General features: G+C 39.9%; 21 protein-coding genes. 18 read left to right on the top strand and 3 right to left on the bottom strand.

All coding sequences use genetic code 11. The features are described from left to right. Positions 1 to 7: 7 nt before the first annotated feature. From ABIS04_RS03685 to ABIS04_RS03635, 11 genes are read left to right on the top strand one after another with little or no spacing between them, the layout of a single operon-like run. Positions 8 to 1006, top strand: coding sequence for an ABC transporter substrate-binding protein (locus ABIS04_RS03685; protein ID WP_350432662.1), 999 nt, complete (start codon positions 8 to 10; stop codon positions 1004 to 1006). After that, positions 997 to 2043: an iron ABC transporter permease gene (locus ABIS04_RS03680; RefSeq protein WP_350432661.1), complete on the top strand. Its 1047-nt coding sequence runs from the start codon at positions 997 to 999 to the stop codon at positions 2041 to 2043. The genes ABIS04_RS03685 and ABIS04_RS03680 overlap by 10 nt, the downstream gene beginning before the upstream one ends. Then, positions 2043 to 3365, top strand: a complete 1323-nt coding sequence (locus ABIS04_RS03675; RefSeq protein WP_350432660.1) for an ATP-binding cassette domain-containing protein — start codon at positions 2043 to 2045, stop codon at positions 3363 to 3365. Before ABIS04_RS03680 ends, ABIS04_RS03675 begins: the two co-directional genes overlap by 1 nt. Before the next feature lie 29 nt (positions 3366 to 3394). Next, a complete protein-coding gene (locus tag ABIS04_RS03670) occupies positions 3395 to 4087 on the top strand; it encodes a hypothetical protein (protein WP_350432659.1) in 693 nt (230 codons plus the stop codon). Further along, positions 4084 to 4905 carry a hypothetical protein gene (locus ABIS04_RS03665; RefSeq protein ID WP_350432658.1) on the top strand — a complete coding sequence of 274 codons (822 nt, stop codon included), beginning with the start codon at positions 4084 to 4086 and terminating at the stop codon, positions 4903 to 4905. The genes ABIS04_RS03670 and ABIS04_RS03665 overlap by 4 nt, the downstream gene beginning before the upstream one ends. Continuing rightward, the gene (locus tag ABIS04_RS03660) at positions 4902 to 5705 is read left to right on the top strand and encodes a DUF3450 family protein (protein ID WP_350432657.1); all 804 of its coding nucleotides are present in this window, start codon (positions 4902 to 4904) and stop codon (positions 5703 to 5705) included. Before ABIS04_RS03665 ends, ABIS04_RS03660 begins: the two co-directional genes overlap by 4 nt. Further along, complete coding sequence (locus ABIS04_RS03655; protein WP_350432656.1) at positions 5705 to 7120, top strand: MotA/TolQ/ExbB proton channel family protein; 1416 nt, start codon at positions 5705 to 5707, stop codon at positions 7118 to 7120. The genes ABIS04_RS03660 and ABIS04_RS03655 overlap by 1 nt, the downstream gene beginning before the upstream one ends. Continuing rightward, the gene (locus ABIS04_RS03650) at positions 7107 to 7628 is read left to right on the top strand and encodes a MotA/TolQ/ExbB proton channel family protein (protein ID WP_350432655.1); all 522 of its coding nucleotides are present in this window, start codon (positions 7107 to 7109) and stop codon (positions 7626 to 7628) included. The genes ABIS04_RS03655 and ABIS04_RS03650 overlap by 14 nt, the downstream gene beginning before the upstream one ends. Beyond that, on the top strand, positions 7618 to 8019 hold the full coding sequence (locus ABIS04_RS03645; RefSeq protein WP_350432654.1) for a biopolymer transporter ExbD: 402 nt from the start codon (positions 7618 to 7620) through the stop codon (positions 8017 to 8019). The genes ABIS04_RS03650 and ABIS04_RS03645 overlap by 11 nt, the downstream gene beginning before the upstream one ends. Then, a complete protein-coding gene (locus ABIS04_RS03640; RefSeq protein ID WP_350432653.1) occupies positions 8019 to 8660 on the top strand; it encodes a TonB family protein in 642 nt (213 codons plus the stop codon). The genes ABIS04_RS03645 and ABIS04_RS03640 overlap by 1 nt, the downstream gene beginning before the upstream one ends. Before the next feature lie 5 nt (positions 8661 to 8665). Next, on the top strand, positions 8666 to 9868 hold the full coding sequence (locus ABIS04_RS03635) for a tetratricopeptide repeat protein (RefSeq protein ID WP_350432652.1): 1203 nt from the start codon (positions 8666 to 8668) through the stop codon (positions 9866 to 9868). 348 nt (positions 9869 to 10216) lie between these two features. On the opposite strand, the gene ABIS04_RS03630 is transcribed toward ABIS04_RS03635, so the two are convergent. The 3 genes from ABIS04_RS03630 to ABIS04_RS03620 are packed head-to-tail and all read right to left on the bottom strand — an operon-like array spanning position 10217 to position 13637. Beyond that, a complete protein-coding gene (locus tag ABIS04_RS03630; RefSeq protein ID WP_350432651.1) occupies positions 10217 to 11152 on the bottom strand; it encodes a BadF/BadG/BcrA/BcrD ATPase family protein in 936 nt (311 codons plus the stop codon). 28 nt (positions 11153 to 11180) lie between these two features. Further along, positions 11181 to 12332, bottom strand: a complete 1152-nt coding sequence (locus tag ABIS04_RS03625; RefSeq protein WP_350432650.1) for an SIS domain-containing protein — start codon at positions 12330 to 12332, stop codon at positions 11181 to 11183. Between the two features lie 3 nt (positions 12333 to 12335). Next, positions 12336 to 13637, bottom strand: a complete 1302-nt coding sequence (locus tag ABIS04_RS03620; protein WP_350432649.1) for a D-tagatose-bisphosphate aldolase, class II, non-catalytic subunit — start codon at positions 13635 to 13637, stop codon at positions 12336 to 12338. A 292-nt stretch (positions 13638 to 13929) separates the two neighbouring features. On the opposite strand from ABIS04_RS03620, the gene ABIS04_RS03615 reads away from it, so the two are divergent. From ABIS04_RS03615 to ABIS04_RS03585, 7 genes are all read left to right on the top strand, one after another. Then, complete coding sequence (locus tag ABIS04_RS03615; RefSeq protein WP_350432648.1) at positions 13930 to 16668, top strand: TonB-dependent receptor; 2739 nt, start codon at positions 13930 to 13932, stop codon at positions 16666 to 16668. A 94-nt stretch (positions 16669 to 16762) separates the two neighbouring features. After that, positions 16763 to 17650, top strand: a complete 888-nt coding sequence (locus tag ABIS04_RS03610; RefSeq protein ID WP_350432647.1) for a DMT family transporter — start codon at positions 16763 to 16765, stop codon at positions 17648 to 17650. A gap of 36 nt (positions 17651 to 17686) precedes the next feature. Next, positions 17687 to 18784, top strand: a complete 1098-nt coding sequence (locus ABIS04_RS03605; protein WP_350432646.1) for an amidohydrolase family protein — start codon at positions 17687 to 17689, stop codon at positions 18782 to 18784. Between the two features lie 34 nt (positions 18785 to 18818). Then, entirely contained in the window at positions 18819 to 20918 is a 2100-nt protein-coding gene (locus ABIS04_RS03600) for a glycoside hydrolase family 36 protein (RefSeq protein ID WP_350432645.1), read from the top strand. Continuing rightward, positions 20911 to 21417, top strand: coding sequence for a TlpA disulfide reductase family protein (locus ABIS04_RS03595; protein ID WP_350432644.1), 507 nt, complete (start codon positions 20911 to 20913; stop codon positions 21415 to 21417). Before ABIS04_RS03600 ends, ABIS04_RS03595 begins: the two co-directional genes overlap by 8 nt. 122 nt (positions 21418 to 21539) lie before the next feature. After that, entirely contained in the window at positions 21540 to 22328 is a 789-nt protein-coding gene (gene agaR, locus ABIS04_RS03590) for a transcriptional repressor AgaR (RefSeq protein ID WP_350432643.1), read from the top strand. 172 nt (positions 22329 to 22500) lie between these two features. Continuing rightward, entirely contained in the window at positions 22501 to 23121 is a 621-nt protein-coding gene (locus ABIS04_RS03585) for a DsbA family protein (RefSeq protein ID WP_350432642.1), read from the top strand. Positions 23122 to 23211: the final 90 nt, after the last annotated feature.

Below are 23211 nucleotides of genomic sequence, written 5' to 3'. Positions count from 1 at the left end.
ATAATGAATGCCTAACATGCTATTAAGTATTGTAGCCATTCTACTTTGTGGTCTTTCAAGTGTATCGGCAGCGCCGATACACTTGATTGATCAACAAGGCCGTGAAGTGGTATTACAAAAGCCTGCTGAGCGAATAGTCTCAACCTTTACCCCAGCTAATTTATTTTCCTTAAGCTTAGGACTTGCAGATAAATTAGTAGGAATTGGTGGCATGACTAAAAACTCACCGTTTATCAATAAGCAAGTAGGCAATCGTGAACCTTCGGTTGTTGGTAGTCGTTCAGCTGGCACCAGTTTAGAAACCATCATTGCGTTAAATCCAGACTTAGTTTTAGTCTTTGGCAAAAAAGACGGTTATCGATTAGCAGACCGATTAACCTCATTAGGTGTCGCTAGCTTAATCATTCAACCTGAAACATTTTCAGAGGCTCAACAAGTACTTGATTTGCTAGCTAAAGCGACTGGCACACAAGATAAAGCTGCAAGAATTGCGGCAGAAAACCAAAGGTTAAAAAACATTATAAACACAGGATTAGCAGAATTAACGCCATCACAGCGCCTACGTGCTTATTATGTTAATAGCTCAGATTTATATCGCACCGCAAGTGAAAAAATGTTTCAACACCAATTAATGACTATAGCTGGTGTAGATAATGTCGCTAAAAATATTCCAGGGTTTTACCCTAAAGTGAATGTAGAACAGTTATTACTTTGGCAGCCCCAAATATTAATTAGAGAAGCTAGTGATTCAACCAAGGTCGATGACCAACTGGCGCAATCACTGGTAACACCACTCATTAAATTACCACAAATCATGCTACCTAATGGCAGCTTTTGGAATATGCCATCGCCAATGGCAATGGCTGGTGCGCTTTACATTGCCGTAAACGCATATCCAGAACAATTTAAAAATGTAGATGTCGACACCGAGATAGCCCGTTTTTATCACGTTGCTTTTGGTGATGAATGCTTATCACCTTTACAAAGTCAGCCTAAATGTCAGTAACCCAAAAACATAAATTATTACCCATTCAATGGGTAATAATTTCAATCATAATCCTATTGATTGGGTTATATGCAGGCCGTTTTGCCATTAATCCTAGTGATTTACTGGGAGCCATGCAAAAGCTGCCATCTATATTGAGTGATTTAATCATGACAGGGCAAATTTCTGAAGAGTTAACCCAACAAGAACGCATCATTTTACTTATTCGCTTCCCACGATTACTCACCGCATTAATTGTAGGTGCCGGCCTTGCTGTTTCTGGAGCAGTCTACCAAGGAGTATTTCGTAATCCGTTAGTTTCGCCTGATATTCTAGGAGTCGCTTCTGGCTGTATGTTCGGTGCGGCAATGGGCCTTATTATGCCTGGCAGTAGTTGGATTACAGTTCAAGTACTCGCTTTTGTATGTGGGTTATCAGCCGCTTGTGTTGCTATGTTTATGGCCAAAAAGTTTGGCAGTAATAGCATATTATTGATGTTAATGACCGGCATTATTATAGGTTCGATATTCGGTTCTGGTTTAACCATGCTAAAAGCACTGGCCGACCCCTACGGGGAATTACCGGCTATTGTCTTTTGGTTAATGGGATCCTTGTCTGCAAGTAGCTGGAGTACAGTCGCTCAACTGGCTATTCCTGTCGTGCTTGGCTATGGCCTAATTCACTCTTTACGTTATCGTTTGAATGTACTGTGTTTAGGTGATCAACAAAGCCGAAGTTTAGGCATTGAACCTGAAAAACTACGTTTGGTATTGATTGTTATTAGTTCTTTCATCGTGGCATCTTGCGTTGCAACCGTTGGCCAAGTTGCATGGATTGGGTTAGTTGTTCCGCACATGGTTCGCACTTTTACTGGTGCTAATAATATGCGCGTAATCCCTCTGTCCACCGCTATTGGCGCTATTTTTCTACTGTTAGCCGACAGTGTAGCAAGATCAAGTTTCACCATGGAGATCCCCATTGGGATTGTAACCTCCTTAGTCGGCGCCCCTTTATTTGCTTTCTTACTATTCCGTTTTCGCCAAGGAGGGACTTACTAATGCTAAAAGCATCAGGTATTAGTTTCGCTATTGGAGATAAGCTTTTATTAGACAATGTCAGTTTTGAGCTCAAACCCGGTGAGTTTTTAGCCATTTTGGGCGCTAACGGTGCAGGTAAAACCACATTAATGAATTGTTTATGCGGGTTAACTCATCCAAGTAATGGCTGCATATCGTTAAATCAACGTCCATTAAGTGAAATGTCTCGTGCAGACATAGCCATGCAAATGGCACTGGTTCCTCAACAACAAGAAACTGCTTTTGCGTTTACCGCATTAGAAATGGTGGTGATGGGGCGAACACCATTTATTTCTACTTTTGAGTCGCCATCAGATCAAGATGTTATTGATGCAAAAAACATCATGCAATTATTAGATGTAGAAGGATTGGCTAAAAGTGATTACAACCGCCTGTCTGGTGGTGAGCGCCAGTTGGTTTTATTAGCAAGAGCATTATTCCAAAGTAATCGTTTATTGTTGCTTGACGAACCGACAAACCACCTTGATTTCCGCCATCGTTACCAAATTTTGACTCAAGTTAAGCGCAGTTGTATTGAATTTAACACTGCTGTTATTGCCATTTTACACGACCCAAATCTTGCCCAACTTTATGCAGATAAAGTGCTGCTGCTAGAAGATGGCAAGGTACTCAATTATGGCGAACGAGATATTGTCATGACGAGTCAAAATATTAGCCGCCTTTATGGCGTTGCCGCGACTAGCTATCAAGTTGCGGATAAAGAGTTTTTTATTCCACAAAATGTATTGGGTCAACATCCCAGCAAGGTTTTGATTATTACCGGTGAAAGTGGCAGTGGCAAAACAACGGCACTAACCGAATTGATTCAACAATGTCATATAAACCACATCCCTCTAGCAGGAATACTCTGCCCAGGAGTGATGAAAGAAGGACAAAGATTCAGCAGCGATATTATTGATATTGCAACCAATGAACGTTGCTTGTTCGGTCACCGTACAGGTGTGCTTGATAATAAAACCAACACTCGATTTTCTTTTACCGAGCAAGGGATGGCATTAGGGATAAAAGCATTAACACCAAAAAGTATCCACAAAAAATCGATCTGTATCATAGATGAGATTGGTCCAATGGAACTAAATGGACAAGGATTCGGCCACCAAATAGCCCCATTATTAGCCATGAATCAAAGTCGACACATTTGGGTGGTTCGGCCTAATTTAGTCGATCAGGTTTGCCGACATTGGTCCTTAAATAAGCCTCAAATCGTCAATATTAAAGATACTGATGTACTGAACAAATTAATGCGATTTGTGAATAATAATGAGCACTATACCAAGGCCTAATGACGACCGTTAACAAGAGAATGAATAATATGAGTGAAACAAGTCTAAGGTCTATTGGTACCGCTAGCAAAATGAGATTATCGGTACGATTAGCTAATGTGGCTTTACTTGGTTTAGCTGTATTTATATTAATCTTAATTAATAACAACAGCTTACTATTCCCCGCTAGCAGTGAAATTATTTATTTGGTCGCAACAGCCTTGATATGTATGTTGTCGGTTGTTTTTTTGAATCTACAAACTCGCGCCCAAATAAATTATGTTTTTTTCTTATGTGCGACGGCACTTGCAATGTTGTTATACAGCCAAATGCTTATCCCGCCTAAAGAGAGTAGCGCCATGCTGACCTCGGTTTGGGCTCAGTTATTTTTTTTATCACGACCATTAGCGCTAGGCTTAGCCATCGCAGGATGTTTGGGCTACCTAATACAAGCTTTACGCAGTGATGCCAATTTAGAAAGCCATAGTCACTTGTTAGGTTTATTTGCTGGAACAGCCTATTTAGGCGGTGAAATCGCCGGCAGTTATTGGGCATTTATCGGTTGGGGACGCAGTTGGAGTTGGAGCGGTCACTTTTTCTTATCGGCATTAACTTACCTGCTATTTATATTGGTATTTCATATACCTAAAGCGTGGTTTTCAAATGCTAGCGCACTCTGCATGGGAAAGGCCGTTGTATTGGGCTTTATTAGCCTGTTGATGTTGGGATACCGATTATTATGAAGATGAATTGGTTATATTCAATGCGCTTAGCATTTGTCTTATTAGTCCTTGTCTCTTTGTGGTTTGCTGCAGGCATGGCTGTTAGTGAACAAGAGTCATCGAGGCAAGTGTTTAAATTATTGAATGATTTACCCATGTCTCAATGGTTACAACCGTTAACAACAGCCCCAATTGTAGCCGTATGGCTCATTGGCTTAGTCGCATTAATGGTTATGTTGGGTGTTAACACAGCTTTGTGTTCTTGGCGCGATTTATGGCCGACTTGGCGCCGTAAACGTTGGCATAGCCCACGCATTATGATGCTGCCCATACATGTACTTACTCTATTGGTATTTTTATTTCATGGTATCGATTTGGTGTTCATTCATGGGCACGATAGCGCGGTGTTACATCAAGGCCAACGTTTCTCCAGTGGCAATTATCAAATACAACTCACAAATGTAGACTATCAAGATGATGTTTCACTCATTAAAGAAGATGAAACAGGTAAAAGCCCTGCAGGTAGAATTACTCGCCGCAGCGTAGAGCAATTTGATCCTCGTAAAAATAGTGCACATTTTATTGTTGATGATGGGCACAAAAAAGTCAGTGGTGATGCCGGATTTATGCGCCAATTCAGAGTGGATGATTTATACCTCACAGTAACTGATTTTAGCATTCCTTATCAAAAGGATAATCTTGGGGTGCAGGTCACAGTTGTTGCCGTGCATAACCCATTAGTAAACTACTTTTTTGCTTGTTATGGATTATTGTTATTAAGCCTATTCATTCAAGGATTTGTATTTTGGCGTCGCTCGTATAAAAAAGGAACTCGATGATGACAAGTCGAATCAAATTAAATGGTTTATTAACCTGTTGTTTGTTGTTGACTAGCAACATAGTAACGGCGAACGACAATAAACAGGTTAACGAAAAACCTGTCGTTGATAATTTAGCCGAACAATGGACTGATAAAATAAAACAACCCATTCAGCAATCAGTTCAATTAGGGCAAGAAGCAGCTGATTGGCAACAACAGAAAATGCATTCTTTATCTCAACAGCAGCAAAGTTTAGGCGAATTATATTGGACAGAATACCAATTACAGAAAAAACAAAAAAATTTACAGTCACTACAAATGGAAATAAATCAGTTACAACAAGACATTGGTACGATTAATGTTCTAAAGCAACAACTTGAACCCCAACTTGAGGTTTGGTATGCCATGTTAGAACAACAAGTGTTCTCTGATTTACCGTTTGACTTTGATGAGCGTAAACGACGTTTAGCGTTTTTACGTAGTGCGATGGATAAAAGTGAATTGCCATTGGCTGAACGTTTTAGACGTTTATTGGATGTGGTAAGCATTGAAGTTGCCTACGGATATGGTCAGCAAGTAAACCAAGATGTGATCGTAATCGATGAAAAACCAATGCAAGTTAATTTACTACGTTTAGGTCGCCTAGCTTGGTTTTACATGACACCAGATGAACAACAATTTGGTTGGTTTGATCGTCAAACTCGCCAATGGAATACCATACCACTCAATGAACAAGGCGATTTAAGGTTGGCAATGGCGATTACAATGAATAAGAAAATTGCCGAAATCGTCAATATACCATTAGGAGTGCAAAGATAATGAAAGCAATATTTATCATTTTATTCCTATGTGCATCAACGTTAATGAATATGCAAAATGCTATTGCTTTGGAAAAAGATAAAGTCACACAACAGAGTGACAAGTACAAAATAATTGATCAAGCAGTAAACACCCATGCAAACAATCTCAACCAACAAAACCTACAGTGGCGCGCTCGCCTGAAACAAGAAATATCTGAAGTAAAAAATAATCAACAAAACTTAGATAAGCGCTTGGATGATAAAAAACAAAAGCTTGCTGTTATTAATCAAAAACTAGCAACGTTAAGCAAACAAAAAAATACATTAACCGATGATTATCAAAGCATTGTTGATGATATGAAACTAGTCCAAGGTGCATACCAAAAAACAATACGCAGCTTATCGCAACAATGGCAACTAAGTCCGACCCAGCTAATTGAGCCGCAAAGACGTCAATCACTGGAAAAAGCGCAATCTCATCCTGGCTTTCCTGACATGGCCCGCTTAAATGCGTTAATAACCTATGCTGTTGACGATATGAAGATGACCGCTAAAGTATCAAAATCTCATACAGCTATTAGCTTTGAAGACGGCCACGTAAGTGAAGAAAACCTTAGCATTATTGGTGGATTAATGGCAGTTAGTGAAAGCAAGAAGCCACAATTAATTATGTTTACCGATAAATTACCAACGGCAATTACCCCCAATAATTCGACAATCAGTAACAACATCAACCAGTGGTTAACTAATCAAACTCAATTACTGCCGCTTGATTTAAGCCAAGGGCGGATGCTGCCAAGTTTGGCTGATAAACAAACCTTTATTGATTGGGTAAAAAAAGGAGGAGAAGTGCTCTGGCCTATCCTTATTTTAGCCTTGATCGGTGTAATCATTGCCCTATGGCGAGCAATTGTGTTGTTTAGCTGGCGACCGTTAGCCCATTTAATCGACGAAGATAACCTAGCAAGTACTGACTTAACTTTGATTAAACAGCAATTGTTAAAGGCTTCCCGTATACCTGCTGCATTGGTATTAGCAAACTCAATGGTAATCAATTCAAGTGTTGAATCTATGGACCTCAGACTTAAACAACTTATGCTAAAGCAAATGTCCAAGTTTGAACGAGGTTTAGGTTTTATAGCATTACTGGCTGCGATGGCGCCTATGTTAGGCCTGCTAGGTACGGTATCGGGGATGATTGAAACCTTCCAGTCGCTCACCGAATTTGGTAACAGCGATCCTAAATTATTATCACAAGGTATCAGTAAAGCATTAATAACCACTCAAGCAGGCTTACTGGTTGCACTACCGTTACTATTACTTCATTACCCATTGAAACGCCGTGCACAAGCTCTTAGCTTGAATATGGAACAACAAGCGGCTTTGTTGCTAGCACTGTATATTGAATCGGGTGATAAACATGACAATCAATAACATTATTTATTCCATTAGTCAGTTTGAGCATTCCGTCCTCGCGTTTATAGACGTGGGCGGAATAGTCATGTGGCCACTTTTTGCTTGTTGTTTATGGATGTTATGGTTGGCAAGCCAGATCATATTTAAATCATATGATTTATCTTATATCCGCACGACAACGCAAACTTGTCCAGACTGGCTTAATCATCGGCTTGATTCAATTGCATTAAGAAAAGCTTATCAACAACAATACTTTGATCTTCAAGGCGTAAAACTTTTATCCATGGTTGCACCGCTCTTAGGGTTACTCGGAACCGTTAGCGGAATGATCGCCATGTTTACTGCTGGTGCAGACTACGGTTTTCATGACCCAGCGGTGATCTCTGCGGGAATATCCATGGCAATGGTCACCACTCAAACAGGACTTTTTATTGGGTTAAGTGGAGCGTTATTAGCATTTTTCTGGCAAAGAAAATTGAATAAAATCCAAAGAATTGATCTTGTAAGAGGCTACCATGCTGAGTGATCGTTTTAGGCAAGATAAAGATCCAGAAATCAACATGACTCCCATGCTTGATGTGGTATTCATTCTACTTATTTTCTTTATTGTATCGACCAATTTTGTTCAACAATCTGCAGTTGAAATACACCGTCCATACGCCAGCACCGCGACTCGAGTTGACGGTAGCCCTATCATAGTGACATTAGATACCACCGGAAGGGTTTACTTTGAATCTAAAGAAATTGATATCTATTATTTGCCCGGTAAGTTACAGCAAATCGTCACCCAAACACCCAAAATAAAATTATTGATTGTTGCTGATACCAACTGTCCAACTGGGGTGACCATAAAAGTACTCGATATAGCAAAAAAAGCGGGTATCAGCTTTAGTTCTGTTGCATCTGAGAGTGACTAATGAAACAACAGTCGCATTATAAAATAGCAATTATGAGTATCCGATTATTATTATCAATTGGATTAACTATTTTGCTTTGTTTTTATCTGCCCAACTATTTAAACAATAAGCCGCCTCAACGATTGATAAATAACAAGCCTGCCACTTTGGAAATGGCTTTACCTGAGATCGAAAAACAAAAATTATCGAAAATAGAAACCGTTGAAGTAAAACATACTGCAGCAAAAGTCGCTCCACCACTCACCATGAACTTACCAATTATGGCGGGAGTTGCAGATACGCCGGTACATCAACCTATTTTTGTCGCACCATCAATTGATAGCACTCCCCTACCCAGTCTAGGCCCAATGACGATGGGGATTAAAGATGTCGACCAACCGCCTGAATTACTTAAATATATTCAACCCCAAATGCCTATTGCAGGACGAAAATACAAAGACGGTGGCAAAGTACTATTACGATTGATAGTTGAGGCGAATGGATTGGTAAGCCAAGTAAACATATTAGAATCTAATCCTGAAAAAGTATTTGATGATTCAGCAACCCAAGCCGCGCGAAAATGGCGCTTTAAACCCGCAATATTGTCTGGCGAGGCCGTTAAGGTTTTTGTTGATGTACCCATTAACTTTAAGGTCAATTAATTTAGATGAATTATCTTACTGCTTCTATATTGATATTCTTTTTATTGGTTGGTGTTAACGCTCAATCTCGCGAGCTCAGTCATTTTGAGTCGAACCAACTTTATAAAATGAATCAATTACTTGAAAACAAAAATTATGATGCCGCATCAAACATAATTAAGCCGCTATTTGAACAAGAAAAACCTCATGCAACCGTATTTAAGTATGGATGCAAACTCTTAACTGACACCGGAAAGTTAACTGAAGCATTAAACTGCTGGACTAAAGGATACAAGCTTTACCCTAATGACATTAATTTAGCCATAAACTTAGCAGATTCGCTTTTAAAATCTAATCAATATCAAATGGTTATTAATCTATTAAAACCATTACTGGCATCAAGTAGCGATCAAGCTCTACTTGTGCAAACTCGTTATATAATGGGTTATTCTTATTATCAATTGACACAATATCAAGCGGTTATCGACATACTATTAATATCGCCAGTAAAGCAACATTGGTGGCCTTTGATTAGTTATAGTCAATTAGCTTTAGAAGATTGGCAAGGGGCTAAAAATAGTGCGCAGCAGTGGCTAAAGAGCTCACCAGATAATCTAAGCGCTTGGCAAATTTTAGCTAGAAGTGAAATGGGATTATATAATCCCATAGCGGCAGCTGTCGCGACGGATGTTTCTAGTGTAATTGATGGTAAAAAAACAAACGTAAACGTTAATCTATTAGGTAACCTAAAAGCATATAACTTTGCCGTTGAATGTATATCGCAGCAGCAAGGCCAAGTGTTTACCTCGCAACATTTTACTTGTGCGCAGTATGCTTGGCTTTCTGGCCAATATCAGCAGGCGTTAGATTTTATGCAATCATTTGTCATTAATTCCAAACTTAATACAGCCTTATACGACGACTATTATTTACTTCAAGGGCAATTATTTGCCGTATTAAAACAAAATGACCATGCAATAAACTCATGGAAAAAGGTAGGACAACAACCACTCACACTTGGCACGGCTAAAGAAATTAAATATGCCCGACAAAAGCGCAATCAGCAACAAGGACAGGCATTATTACTAATGGGGCAAAATTATTGGTTAGCCCAACAATGGCCAGAAGCCAAAGCATGCTATCGCAAGCTAGCACAAACACCAGGATTTGAATCCATCGCGAAAGCTTTCGAGCAAAACTTAGCAGGATTTGAACTATTTACCCCCTGATTACAATTCTAATGAACCGATAATAATCAGTTGCAGTCACTAACTATCCAACATGTTTCATTCTACGTCTTCAAATCTTACTTGTCCTACTATACGAAGAACACACTTTATTAGGAGTTAACATAATTAATCTCACGTAATTTATTCCTTTATTTTTGTGTAACGTGAAACATTACATAAGAATAAAAAGTCAAAAGCCACTACAGGATGAGTGACTTTTGATTAATCTCGATACGCCATTGATGAATAGCATTGTAACGTAAAGGCGACAATATAATAGGTGAAGACTAATCGTTCAACGCCATACTCTATTCTCGCACTTACTCACCAATGTCGCTAAACAACATACTATTTTAATGGCATACCATAAAGCTTTGCGGCATACATTGCGGCTCCAACAGCAGGGCAGTGTAAAGGTGCATGTAATCGGTACTTCGAAGTATAGTTACCCAAGGCATTACTAAAAGGCTTCATGATGAGTTCACCCGCCCTAAATACGCCACCAGAATAGGATACATCTACGCATTCATTTTCGGTATAGCCTAGCGAATGCCTCACACTCTCAACCATGCAAGCTAGCTCTTCAGCTGCTTCATTAAAGATATCTTGTGCATATTGGTCACCAACAGAAGCGGCTTCGCAGACAAGTTCTGAAACAGTTGCTATTTTGCTGCGCTCAGCTTGCCATTCGCTTAATACAATAGCGGTAATATCTAAATCATGTTCCAGTTCAAAATATGATTTTAACAGCTGATAAAGTGGCCCTTTTTCATAACGACCATCACTCATTTTAGTGAATAATTGTAGCCCCTTGCATCCAATCCAATACGCAGAGCCTTCATCGCTAAAAATCTCTCCCCAGCCACCACAACGCATGGTTATCTTATCTCTTGCCCCAAAAGCAATCGAACCTGTACCAGCGACAATATTAATACCGTCATTACCACCAAATGCAGCTGCCCAACCGTTAACCATATCATTGTCGCAATAATATTTCTCGGGGGCCATAAACCCTGAAGGTAAGGCCTTCATCTCACTTAATAGCTTGCTGTCTTCACCAAAAGCGGGTAACCCGAAGAAGGCAAAGGTAATGTCCTCTACCGATGAATTTACTTTTTTAAGTAATGCTCTGACCCCGCTTTCGAGTATGGCTTTGGCACCGTCCATACCCACTTCGATATAATAACAAGTACCGGTTTCATGGGTCGCAAGCACATTAAGCTGCAGATCAAGCAGTACAAATGCGGTTTTAGTTCCGCCGCCATCAACACCTAAATAATACAAAATATATATCCCCTGTTGTGCAACGTGCCTACAACGCGTGTATGTTAACACCCTGTACTACACGGTTTATCGTACCTGATGAGCTGGGATTATCTGGCGTATTGCCTATGGCTAATGCATGCTCAAAACCGTAAATTTGCGCACACGCTATATATGGGAAAAGTAAAAATACATCATCAACAGTTTCAATTCCCTGTAACGCCAAACAATCTGACGCAGGTAAATCATCACCAACCTGAGCGTTAATGACCACGATTTCACCCACTTCAGAATCCGCTTTAAGTTCATTAAGTAACTCAATATCATACTTTCTCGTTAAGGGATGATTTGAGATAAACAACATCACTAAGGTCTTGTCATTCACAATCGCTTTAGGACCATGACGAAAGCCTAACGGCGAATCAAAACTTGATACAGCCACACCGTCGGTAAGTTCAAGCAGCTTTAATGCACCTTCTCGAGCTAAACCTTTAAAAATCCCGCTGCCTAGGTAAATAACCCGTTCAAACTTTTTATTGGCGATATTTTTTAATGCTTGGTGATGAGTTGATATCAATGATTCAGTGGCAACAATACTCTTTTGAAACTGTTCTTTAAAATCAGCTACTGGATAAAACAGATATAACGCACTGAGCATCATTGAACTAAAACTTGATGTCATCGCAAAACTCATGTCATTAGTTTCTGGAGGCATCAACAAAGCCAGTTTATTTTTACCTGTGCAGCGCTTAAATAACTCACCTTCTGCATTACAGGTAATGGCAAGTTGATAGCACTCTTTAATTGATGCATCAGCATAATCAACAGAAGCAACACTTTCCGGGCTATTACCAGAACGAGCAAAAGAGACCAATAATGTTGGTACATCTACTTGAAAGTAATCATGTGGATTTGAAACTAAGTCGGTTGTAGCAATAGCTTCAACGCGTTTACCTAATTTTGCCGATATTGCAGGTGCAATACTTTCACCAACAAAAGCAGATGTACCAGCCCCTGTGAAAATGATGCGTAGATTAGGTTTGGCTAAAATGGGATCTAAAAAACGATCAATTTCTGTTTTCTTTTCAACTAAGCTCGCTAAAGCGCATCTCCAAGACATAGGCTGTTGCTGGATCTCTTTTGCTGTCCAGTAGCCATCTTTTTCTTTTAAGACGTCCGAGGAATAGTTCAAGTATGTCATGGTTTATATATCCTTATTTACAGCTTCAACTGTCTTATTACACGCAATAGAATATTGCTCTAATACTTGCGAGATTTTGTGAAAAATTAACTCACGCACATTCATACTCAATGTATTATCCATAACAGCTTGATACTGTGCAGGCATATACTGGCTGAGTAAAGTCAAAGGTGGTGGAGTACAATTCAAATTATCAATTAGGATGTTCAACGCAGTGTCTACTGCGGGTACAGGCCAGTAATAACGAATTCTATCGCTCAGGCTGTATTGGCAATCTAAAGCTTGTTGTTTTGGCTCGGTTGAATAGTACTTTTTCCAATAAACAGGATTATCATTCATCGCCTGCAACAGAATAGCTTTAACATTTGATCGCTGCTCTGCTGTAATCCATTCTTGCTCTATTGCATCTAACGCCCAAATGGCTTCGCGTAAAGCAAAGGTCAACCACGGCCCTACTTTCAAAATAGCAAAATGCCCATCGACCAAAGCACTTAAATGCGCAGTAGATTGGTAATCAGTAGAGTGTGCTTCAAAAACCATATGTGTGTTTGATTCAATATACTGACTTAAGGCTTGAGCCTTAGCTGGTTGAAATGGAATAATTTTATGATGATCAAACTCGACCCCAGGTTGCACAACCAAACCAATAATACGCTGCCAAGCATTTTTTAAGCCTTTCCCCATAAAGGCGTCATAATGCACCTGAATAGTTTCACTTGCAGCCTCAACGGATGTCACCTCAAGGCTATCTAACCCTTCTTGGGCACCACCAGGTACAGGGACTTCAGTTCCAATCACGTAAACAGGTGGCTCACCACCCACTTCACTCCAAGTATTCTCGGCAATCGCGCATAACCGCGCTGCTCGTTCAGCGACGATGGCATCCCCTAATGGAACAGGATCATCCGCACACGACATAGAGCAATCTAAATGAATTTTTCTAAAGCCAGCTCTTACATAGCAGGCAATAAGTTCATCCGACTTGACCATTGCCTCTTCAGCGGGCAAATCTTGCCAACAATTGGGACCTAAGTGATCACCGCCCAAAATAACTTTATCCAATGGTAAGCCAACCTCACCCGCAAGCATATGAATCATAGCGTAAAAGTCAGCAGGAGTTTTTCCTGTATAACCGCCTTCCTGATTAACCTGATTTGATGTGGCCTCAATAATGACATGCTCACCTTTGCTAAGCGCATGCTTCATGGCAGCTTCTAACACTAAAGGATGAGACGAACACACTGAATAAAGACCGTTTTGAGCCCCCATCTTATGCTGCTGAATTAAACCTAGTAGTACTTTCAATTGACCTCCTAATGAAGCGTTAAAACAAACGGGCTTGTTAACAAACTAATTTGGATTATGAAACAAACGAAACCACAAGTAAACACATTAGGTTTCATTTTGTTTTTATTGCTTCTTTAAAACACATTAATTGAATTAAAAACTAGCTACAATGTTAAATATTAGTAATTATGTTTCATTTTATATTGACATATGTTTCGATGTTATACAGTATGAATTCGCTAGACAGTGAGAATGGCACAAAAAATCAATTCAATATTTATTACATATAAAAATTCAAATAGGTGAAAATATGAACACGAGGATTAGCTTTAAAAAAACACTATTGGCGCTAGCAATAGTTACCGCATGTCAGCAGCAAGCTATAGCTGAAGATGTAGAAGGTGACTCAAATATAGAAGTCATAAGTGTTACAGGTGTCAGGGGGAGTTTAGCTAAATCATCCGACATAAAACAAGAAGCCCACTCACTAGTCGACTCAATTGCATCAGAAGAGCTTGGACGCTTTCCAGATGATAACGTTGCTGATTCACTTTCGCATATTGCTGGTATAACCGTCAGTAGAACGCGAGGTGGTGAAGCACAATATGTAAACATACGTGGTCTAGGTCCCGAGTTTAGTGTTGTAACACTTAATAACCGTATTTTAGCCACTGATGATGGCGGCCGTAATTTTGCTTTTGATGTATTACCTTCGGAAATGATTAGCGGTGCAAATGTTTGGAAATCTGTTCAAGCAAAAAATATTGAAGGCAGTATTGGTGGTGCCGTTGACTTAAAGTCTGCACGAGCCTTTGATAACCCAGGACAACATGGTTTCTTATCTGCGACTGCAGATTACAATGATCTTTCTGAAGATACAGGAAAGAAGTTTAATGGTATTTATAGCAATACCTTTGCTGATGATACTGTGGGTTTCATCATTGGTGTTACACATGCTGAAGGCACAAAACGTACAGATGAAATGTACGACAACTATACTTTCGGTGTGAATGACGGTTTATCTTATGATGTGAATAAAGATGGTGAGATTACAGATGATGAAACCAATTTAGTCATTCCTGGATCATATGCATTAGGCGTGTATTCAACAGAATTCAAACGTACTGGTATAACATCCTCATTCGAATGGAAACTATCTGACCGTTTTGAACTCGTTGCAGATGTAATGTTAACCAAACTAGAAGCTGATGCTACCGGTTATTCCCAGTCTTTTTATATGGTCGATGAAAGCTCCGCTCAAGACCGTTTATCAAATATCGTCCTTGACGGAAATGTTGTTACAGCCATGGATATCGCAGATGTATCAATGGAGCTCGTGACACTGGATGAACATAGAACGGTAGATACCAGCTTATTTGGACTTAACGGTACATATTTCGCAACCGACAACCTAACACTTAAAGGCGATATTTATAAATCTCGCTCTGAACGTGATTCAGGTGGCAAAAACACCTATGTTGTGGCCGGTTCACCTGGTACACACACAGGACATTATGAATTAAACTCTGGTGGTCTACCTGATTACGTTGCAAATTGGACTGAAGGCCGATCGTCGGATGACTTTGGTAATGATGACTTTTCTCCACACTGGGCAGCGCGGGACGGTAGTGATATTGAAGATACTGTCACCGGTTATAGTTTCGATGGTGAGTTATTACTCGATTATGAATATATGTCCAAAATTGAATTTGGTGCAGCATATACTCAACGTGATAAAACCAATAAAGCTTATGACAATTATGAGCTAGGTGCTTGTAACTATTGTGGTTATCCTTTCACTTTTGGTGAAGTTGGCGCAGATGTCACAAGAGCTTTCCCTTATGATAACTTTTTCGATGGCGACTCAGCAAATATCCCCCGCTCGTTCCCAATATTTAGTATTCCAGATTATGCAGCAGGTTTAGCCGCATCAGACGGACAAACATTGACTGATTATCTCGGTAACGTTAGAACGTTTGGTGCAAATGAATCTAGTTTATGGAACCCAATATATAATCCAGTTAACTCATACGACATAACTGAAAATACTACTGCTATATATGTTCAAGCAGATTTCGCGGGTGATGAATGGTTTGCCAATGTTGGTTTACGTTGGATCGACACGCAGGTCACCTCAAAATATGCATACAATTCAATAGAATCAATCGATATAGTAAACCCCGATGCGGCAAATCCATCTTGGGACGTTACCTATTCCGACAGTGCAAGTCAGGAAGCTAGCGGCAGTTATCGAAAACTGTTACCTGCTGTGAACGTTGGATATTACCTCTCTGATGATTTGTTATTAAGAGGCGCTGTAGCCCAATCACTGTCAAGACCGACACTTGATCAATTAGCACCATTGACAACCGATAATGCTCAGTCAGGATTATTTACCATGGATATTAGTGGTAACCCAGCTATTGAGCCTGTTTACTCAGACCAAGCAGATATGTCTTTGGAATGGTACTTTGAACCAGGTGGTGTATTGGCAGGTGCTATTTTTTGGAAAAGTCTAGACGGATTTATCACCTCTAATACCACCCAAGTTTCTATTGCTGGCGAAACGTTCCTAGTAACTCAACCAATAAACGGAGATACAGCCGAAGTACTTGGAGCGGAAATAAGTTTACAGAAATTCTTTGAAAATGGATTTGGTGTAACGGCAAGCTATGCATATACAGATACCAGTACCAAGGTTGATGGTGTCGATGCTGGTCCACTTGTTGGCGTTTCTGATAATTCTTATTCTTTATCATTAATTTATGAAAAAGATAAAATCAGCTCTCAAATTGCGTTAGATTACTCAGGCGATTATGTAACGGATTCTTACAGCCCTTTAGGTGATGATTACCAAACCTCAATGGATGAACAGTACTTCGTAACAGCCTCTGTTAACTATGACATAACAGAAAACTTTACAGTCTTTCTAGAGGGACAAAACTTACTGAATGAGTCAAATATGACCTTCCAAGGAAGAGATGACATGCCAGGCAACATACAATTGTATGGCAGAACATTTAATTTCGGGATGCGGGCTACATTCTAAGTTAATCAATAACCCATAAAGGCCTATGCGAGAGCATAAGCCTTTTTATCTTATCCAATAAAATATTAACGCCAACATAAAAAGAGATATAACAATGAAAAAACCTTGGCTATTTTACGCAATTGCAGTCACCTTAATGTGGGGGCTTTGGGGCGCCTTAACGGCAATGTTGTCTAACGGCGATATCCCATCAACCATCATTTATGCTATTTGGGCATTCACTATGATAATTCCATGCATAGTGGCCTTAAAGTTAATAAATTGGAAACTAGAAACTGACAAACGCTCAATAATACTCGGCTGCACCATAGGTTTATTAGGTTCTGGTGGGCAAATGTTATTGTTTTATGCAGTAGATACTGGCCCTGCATACCTCATATTCCCTATTGTATCGTTATCACCACTTATCACTATTGTACTGTCCTTTTTGTTACTCAAAGAACGCACCGGAAAGTTAGGCACCGCAGGCATTATTCTTGCGCTAATAACCCTACCCTTATTTGAATATTCAGAAGGCAATAGCTCAAACGTTCACGGCTTAATGTGGTTCATACTTGCCTTATCAGTTATGGCCGCGTGGGGATTACAAGCTTATTTCATGAAGTTTTCAAACAATCACATGAGCGCCGAAAGCATCTTTTTTTACATGACTGCCACGGCGTTACTGTTAATTCCAGTCGCATACTTTATGACTGATGCTCAATCACTTAGTCAGTTTGATTTTAGCTCTATACCGTCAATTGCTGGCGTTCAAATACTTAACTCCATCGGTGCCTTGTGTCTGGTTTATGCTTTTCGCTATGGCAAAGCAATGGTGGTATCGCCACTAACCAACGCTGGTGCGCCACTTATTTCATCGGTATTAAGCATTATTTTATTGGGTATCGTTCCTGGCGACTTTAAAATTTTAGGCATAGCACTCGCCGTCATCGCCGCAATTTTATTGGCGATAGAACCAGAAGAAAATAAACAGAGCAGCTAAATTAGCACCCATTAAATCGAACAAAGTGAGGGTCATTTGAAAACACAATTATTCGCTATTTCAGTACTTACCTTAGCATTGGCTGCGTGCTCAGATGTTTACAGCGCAACGTCAAGTTCACATTACACAATGGACGATTATTATACGGTTCAAAAAATTGATGCTCACGTCCACGCAAACAGTGCATCGACCGCATTTATTGAGCAAGCACAGCAAGATAATATAAAACTATTGTCTGTTAATGTTGACTACCCTGATTTTCCAAACATTGATAAACAAGCCACTATTGCTCAAAAATTTACTAAAACCTATCCAGAGGTATTTTACTTTGCCACCACTTTCTCCATGCAAGGTTCTGACACACCTCAATGGCAAGGTGACGTCATTGAACGTATTGACGAAGCCGTCAAAGAAGGTGCTATAGCGGTAAAAGTATGGAAAAATATTGGCATGGACTATCGCGACCAAACTGAAAACTTGGTAATGATTGACAGCCCTATTTTGGATCCTATCTTCAACCATATACAGCAAATTGATATCCCATTAATAGGTCACCAAGGTGAGCCTAAAAACTGTTGGTTGCCAGTCAGTAAAATGACCGTCAATAATGATAAGCAATACTTTGCTGCTCACCCTCAATACCACATGTATCTGCACCCAGAAATGCCAAGCTATGAAAAACAAATGCAGGTGCGTAATAACATGCTCGACAAACATCCAGATATGCATTTTATGGGTGCGCATTTGGCCAGTTTAGAATGGAGCGTGGATCAAATAGCTGCCTTTTTAGATGCTTACCCAAAAGCAGTGGTTGATATGGCAGCCAGAATGGGGCAAATCCAATATCAATCTAACCTTGATCGTGAAAAGGTGCGCAATTTCTTTATTCGCTATCAAGACCGTATTTTATACGCCACTGATTTAACTCACTCACCAGAAGCCAGTGATGCCCAATTGAAACAAGAAGTTCATAAAAAGTGGCTCGAAGATTGGAAATATTTAAATACTGAGCTATCGATGGAAGTACCAGAGGTTGACGGCAAAATAATCGGTTTAGCATTACCTAAAGAGGTAATTAACAACTTGTATTTTGCCAATACTAAGCACTTTTTCAACATAGATCCGGTTAAATAACCCTAATATGCATACTAATTCAAGAGCTTATAAAATGAACAAAAATCACTTATACAAAGTATTTATGGGTATTGTGAGTGCGGGCTTCTTAGCCAGTTGTGCACAACAATCCAATCCATCATCTGATGAAGATAACATTGTTTACAGCGTAGAATCACCAGCGATTACGATCGAATTCAACAAACAATTATACAGCCGTATTTCAGCAAACATACATGGCGGCCAGACTAAGCTCGACGAGTTTCAACCCAGTGAATATGTCGTCACTCACGATGGCAAACGTATTACAGAATTTACCTTTACAGATAAAAAAACGAGCGACATTAATAACGAACTAGGCCAAGGCACCCAAGTCGCAATAAGTGGCATATCCGCTGAAGGACTAACAAAAACAACCGTCGTAAGCACCTACCAACGCTATCCTACCATGGCCTTTTTTGAGGTTAGCTACACCAATACAGGTGCAGATAATATCAAAGTCACCAAGTGGGTTAACAACCATTATGCGCTGATACCAGAAGATTCAACCTCAGACAGTCAACCAGCATATTGGTCATATCAAGGTGCATCCTACGAAGATCGTAGAGACTGGGTAACACCAATTACCAAAGGATACAGCCAACAAAACTACATGGGAATGAATGCATCTGACTATGGCGGAGGTACAGCCATTGTTGACCTATGGCGCAAAGATATCGGGCTTGCAGTCGGACATGTTGAGACATCCCCTAAATTAGTGTCATTGCCGCTCAATTACCCCCAAGATCAAGCCGCTGCAACGATACAAATTGAGCTTGAAAAAAATACCGAACTTAAAACTGGTGACAGCCTCAAGACAGTGCAAACGTTCGTCAATGTTCATCACAAAGATTATTACGCGACCTTAAAAAATTACCGTAATGTTATGGCTGATAAAGGCTTGAAAATGGCCGATATACCAGACTCAGCGTACGATCCTATTTGGTGTGCATGGGGCTACGATCGCAACTTCGATGTTGATGAAGTACTCGGAACCTTAGAAAAAGCCAAAGAGATGGGCTTAGAATGGGCAGTATTAGACGACGGATGGCAAACAGCAGAAGGTGATTGGTATCTTGATCGCAAAAAGTTTCCTAATGGCGACAAAGACATGCAAGCATTTGTGTCTAAAATCAACCAGTCAGGCTTAAAGGCTAAGCTTTGGTGGGCACCACTGGCTGTCGACCCAGGAACAGACTTGCTGCATGATCACAGCGATATGCTATTGCTCGATGAAAATGGCGCAGTGCAAGATGTCACATGGTGGAATAGCTTTTATTTATGCCCAGCATATGAAGGAACCATTGAATACAGCAAAGCATTAGTCAGAAAAATGATCGGTGAATGGGGCTACGAAGGCTTAAAGATTGATGGCCAGCATTTAAATGGTGTTGCTCCCTGTTACAACCCTGCACATAACCATGCATACCCAGAAGAGTCAGTAGAAAAGTTAGCCGAGTTTTGGGAAGAAATCATTAAAACTGCCCAAGAAATCAATCCAGAAGCAGTAGTCGAGATTTGCCCTTGTGGTACCTCTTACGCGTTTCATAACTTACCTTACATGAACCAAACAGTGAGCTCAGATCCCTTATCTTCATGGCAAGTTCGCCATAAAGGCAAAACCCTAAAAGGTTTAATGGGTGACTCATCACCTTATTACGGTGACCATGTAGAGTTAAGTGATAACGCCAACGACTTCGCATCATCAGTCGGTATTGGGGGAATAGTAGGAACCAAATTCACTATGCCTTCATCAACGGGCGCGGCTGCAGAATTTGCCTTAAATGAAGACAAAGAAAAAATATGGGCCAAGTGGATTGATATATACAAAACCAAAATGTTACCTAAAGGGATATATTTAGGCGAACTATATGATATCGGTTTTGATTTACCAGAAACCCACGCCATCCAAAAAGACGATCGCATGTATTACGCATTTTACGCCAAAGACTGGAATGGTGAGGTTGAATTACGAGGTCTACAAAAGGGTAAATATCAAATTAAAGACTATGTTAATAACCTAGTACTCGGTACTGCAGTTGGCCCTGTAGCAAAGCTAGAGACTAATTTTAAAGGTTACTTATTGCTAGAACTCATACCGATTACGGATGAATAACGCAATGAGACTAGTGATATTGCTTTTATTATCGGCTTGGTGCTTTTGTAGTACCGCCGCCCCTTTGGCGGTCAATGACACTGCACCAGAGTTTTCGTTGTCAGCACTTGATGGCATAAATAAAGTCGTGCTCGATGATTATAAAGGCAAAGTCGTCTACCTAGACTTTTGGGCGTCATGGTGTATTCCATGTCGCCGTTCTTTCCCTTTTTTGAATAAGCTAAAAGCACAATATTCCGATAAAAAGTTTGAAATCATATCGATTAATCTCGATCAAGATGCAAGCGATGCGAAGCAATTTTTAACCCAATATCCTGTTCTATACCCTGTAGCTCAAGGGTATAACAGTGATATTCAAAGCTTGTATAATGTCTTAGTGATGCCAACGGCATACATCATTGGCAAAGATGGCACTGTTCGTATAAAACATTTAGGTTTTAAGGAGTCTCAACAAGCTTATATTGAAGCCATAGTCGACAAACTTGTTTCAGAGTTTTAGGTCGCAAACTAGGAAATAAATTTCAATAGGCCTCTGCTTTATCCAACAAAAGCGAAACTTTTTAGTGGCCAAATGTTTCGTTTTATATAATATATGTTTCATTGTTTGATATAAAAACGTAAATGAAGGTAAAAATGCGCGATACAAGCCACAGGCGAGAACAGATAATCCGAATGTTAAAAGAGTTAGGAAGTGTACAAGTTTCACATTTGACATCAAAGTACCAAGTATCTCCTGTCACTATCCGCAAAGATTTACGTTTTTTGGAGCAACAAGGCATTGCGACTCGCTCATACGGTGGCGCACTGTTGAAAAAAAATATCCTAATCGACACCGAAATCACCATAGATCATAAGCAGACACTCTACTCAGAAGAAAAAATGAGTATTGGTAAAATGGCTGCCAGTATGATTAATGAAGGCGAATCAATTATTCTCGATTCAGGCTCAACAACTGTTCAAGTTGCAGCCCATTTACAAAATAAACAAAACCTCACTATTGTCACCAATGGCTTAAATGTTGCCAATGAATTGTCATCAAACGAAGAGGTCAATGTCATTTTATTAGGCGGGACATTAAGACGAAAAAATATGTCATTTTTCGGCAGCTGTGCTGAAAACACCTTAAAAGACCTTCACGTAGATAAAGTTTTTTTAGGTGTTGATGGCTTTCATATGGAACGAGGCATTACGACTCATTTCGAATCAGAAGCCATCCTTAATAGAATTATGTGCCAAGTTGCCACTGAGGTCATTGTAGTAACCGACTCATCTAAATTTGACTTAATTTGTCTTCACAAAATTTTAGAACCGTCTGCCGTGACCAAAGTGATAACCGATCAAAACATACCCAACATCTATCTTGAAGGCCTTAGACGCCTAGGTATTGAAGTGGTGTTAGTAGACGTTTAATGATGAATAAAACTCGCGGATTAGCGTCTTCATTTATGGTTACCTATCCGATGCTCAACGCTGCGTTAATTGATAATATTCATCAGGCTGAGTCCGCATAAATTCAATGATTGAATAATACCAATAAACTATTTAGGATCAGCACATCTGATCGCAAACAAGAATCAACGTCATGACCACTGAGCTTTATTTTATCTACGACTCACATTGCCCTTGGAGCTATGCAGCCACACCTTTGGTGAATGCACTGCAACAAGCCTATCCAGAGATGAATGTACACTTATTACATAGCGCGCATTACATCGGCAAAGACAGTGCAGGCGAAGAACAAATGCAAGCCGCTGCAAAAATCAGTGGGCTTAAGTTTGGTCGCGACCATATTCGCTACGCAAACAGTCCTAAAAGCTCAATAAAAGTCGCAAACTTAATGGCATGGTTGCAAACCAAGCATGCCGATAAGCAATTGCCAGTGCTTAATGCGCTACAAAGAGCCCACTTTATTGAAGGCAACCCGCTGACCAACAAGCACGATTTCAATGCCATTGTAGAAAAATTTAAGCTGTCAGCATCGAATAAAATATTTAAAGATGAACTCAGTATGGATGCCGAATACGTACTCGAAGGCATTGAGGAAATTCAACAAGTTATTGGCACGGCTGGATTCCCTGCTATCGTGATCACTGTTGATGACAACGCCATCTTTGTTGATCACTCGCAATACTTGAGCAATCCCCAAGCGGTAGTTGAAGCCGTTGAAAAAGAGATGGATGCTATCAAGCAAGCAAAGCATTAATGTAATATCATATTGAATATTTGTGGTTTGTGGTTTGTGGTTTGTGGTTTGTGTAAGAATATTGAAATGTAAAAATAAAAAACCACGGTT

It is taken from the genome of Shewanella sp. H8 (genome assembly GCF_040285065.1).
Classification (GTDB): domain Bacteria; phylum Pseudomonadota; class Gammaproteobacteria; order Enterobacterales; family Shewanellaceae; genus Shewanella; species Shewanella polaris.
The sequence above is the reverse complement of the archived record's forward strand: the minus strand, read 5'-3'. Positions and strand labels throughout refer to the sequence as shown.

Coding starts and splice junctions, on each gene's coding strand:
- ABIS04_RS03625 (WP_350432650.1), bottom strand. CDS start 12,332: ATGACATACTTGAACTATTCCTCGGACGTCTTAAAAGAAAAAGATGGC.
- ABIS04_RS03670 (WP_350432659.1), top strand. CDS start 3,395: ATGAGTGAAACAAGTCTAAGGTCTATTGGTACCGCTAGCAAAATGAGA.
- ABIS04_RS03615 (WP_350432648.1), top strand. CDS start 13,930: ATGAACACGAGGATTAGCTTTAAAAAAACACTATTGGCGCTAGCAATA.
- ABIS04_RS03600 (WP_350432645.1), top strand. CDS start 18,819: ATGAACAAAAATCACTTATACAAAGTATTTATGGGTATTGTGAGTGCG.
- ABIS04_RS03610 (WP_350432647.1), top strand. CDS start 16,763: ATGAAAAAACCTTGGCTATTTTACGCAATTGCAGTCACCTTAATGTGG.
- ABIS04_RS03660 (WP_350432657.1), top strand. CDS start 4,902: ATGATGACAAGTCGAATCAAATTAAATGGTTTATTAACCTGTTGTTTG.
- ABIS04_RS03640 (WP_350432653.1), top strand. CDS start 8,019: ATGAAACAACAGTCGCATTATAAAATAGCAATTATGAGTATCCGATTA.
- ABIS04_RS03655 (WP_350432656.1), top strand. CDS start 5,705: ATGAAAGCAATATTTATCATTTTATTCCTATGTGCATCAACGTTAATG.
- ABIS04_RS03645 (WP_350432654.1), top strand. CDS start 7,618: ATGCTGAGTGATCGTTTTAGGCAAGATAAAGATCCAGAAATCAACATG.
- ABIS04_RS03685 (WP_350432662.1), top strand. CDS start 8: ATGCCTAACATGCTATTAAGTATTGTAGCCATTCTACTTTGTGGTCTT.
- ABIS04_RS03680 (WP_350432661.1), top strand. CDS start 997: ATGTCAGTAACCCAAAAACATAAATTATTACCCATTCAATGGGTAATA.
- ABIS04_RS03675 (WP_350432660.1), top strand. CDS start 2,043: ATGCTAAAAGCATCAGGTATTAGTTTCGCTATTGGAGATAAGCTTTTA.
- ABIS04_RS03595 (WP_350432644.1), top strand. CDS start 20,911: ATGAATAACGCAATGAGACTAGTGATATTGCTTTTATTATCGGCTTGG.
- ABIS04_RS03665 (WP_350432658.1), top strand. CDS start 4,084: ATGAAGATGAATTGGTTATATTCAATGCGCTTAGCATTTGTCTTATTA.
- ABIS04_RS03635 (WP_350432652.1), top strand. CDS start 8,666: ATGAATTATCTTACTGCTTCTATATTGATATTCTTTTTATTGGTTGGT.
- ABIS04_RS03650 (WP_350432655.1), top strand. CDS start 7,107: ATGACAATCAATAACATTATTTATTCCATTAGTCAGTTTGAGCATTCC.
- agaR (WP_350432643.1), top strand. CDS start 21,540: ATGAAGGTAAAAATGCGCGATACAAGCCACAGGCGAGAACAGATAATC.
- ABIS04_RS03585 (WP_350432642.1), top strand. CDS start 22,501: ATGACCACTGAGCTTTATTTTATCTACGACTCACATTGCCCTTGGAGC.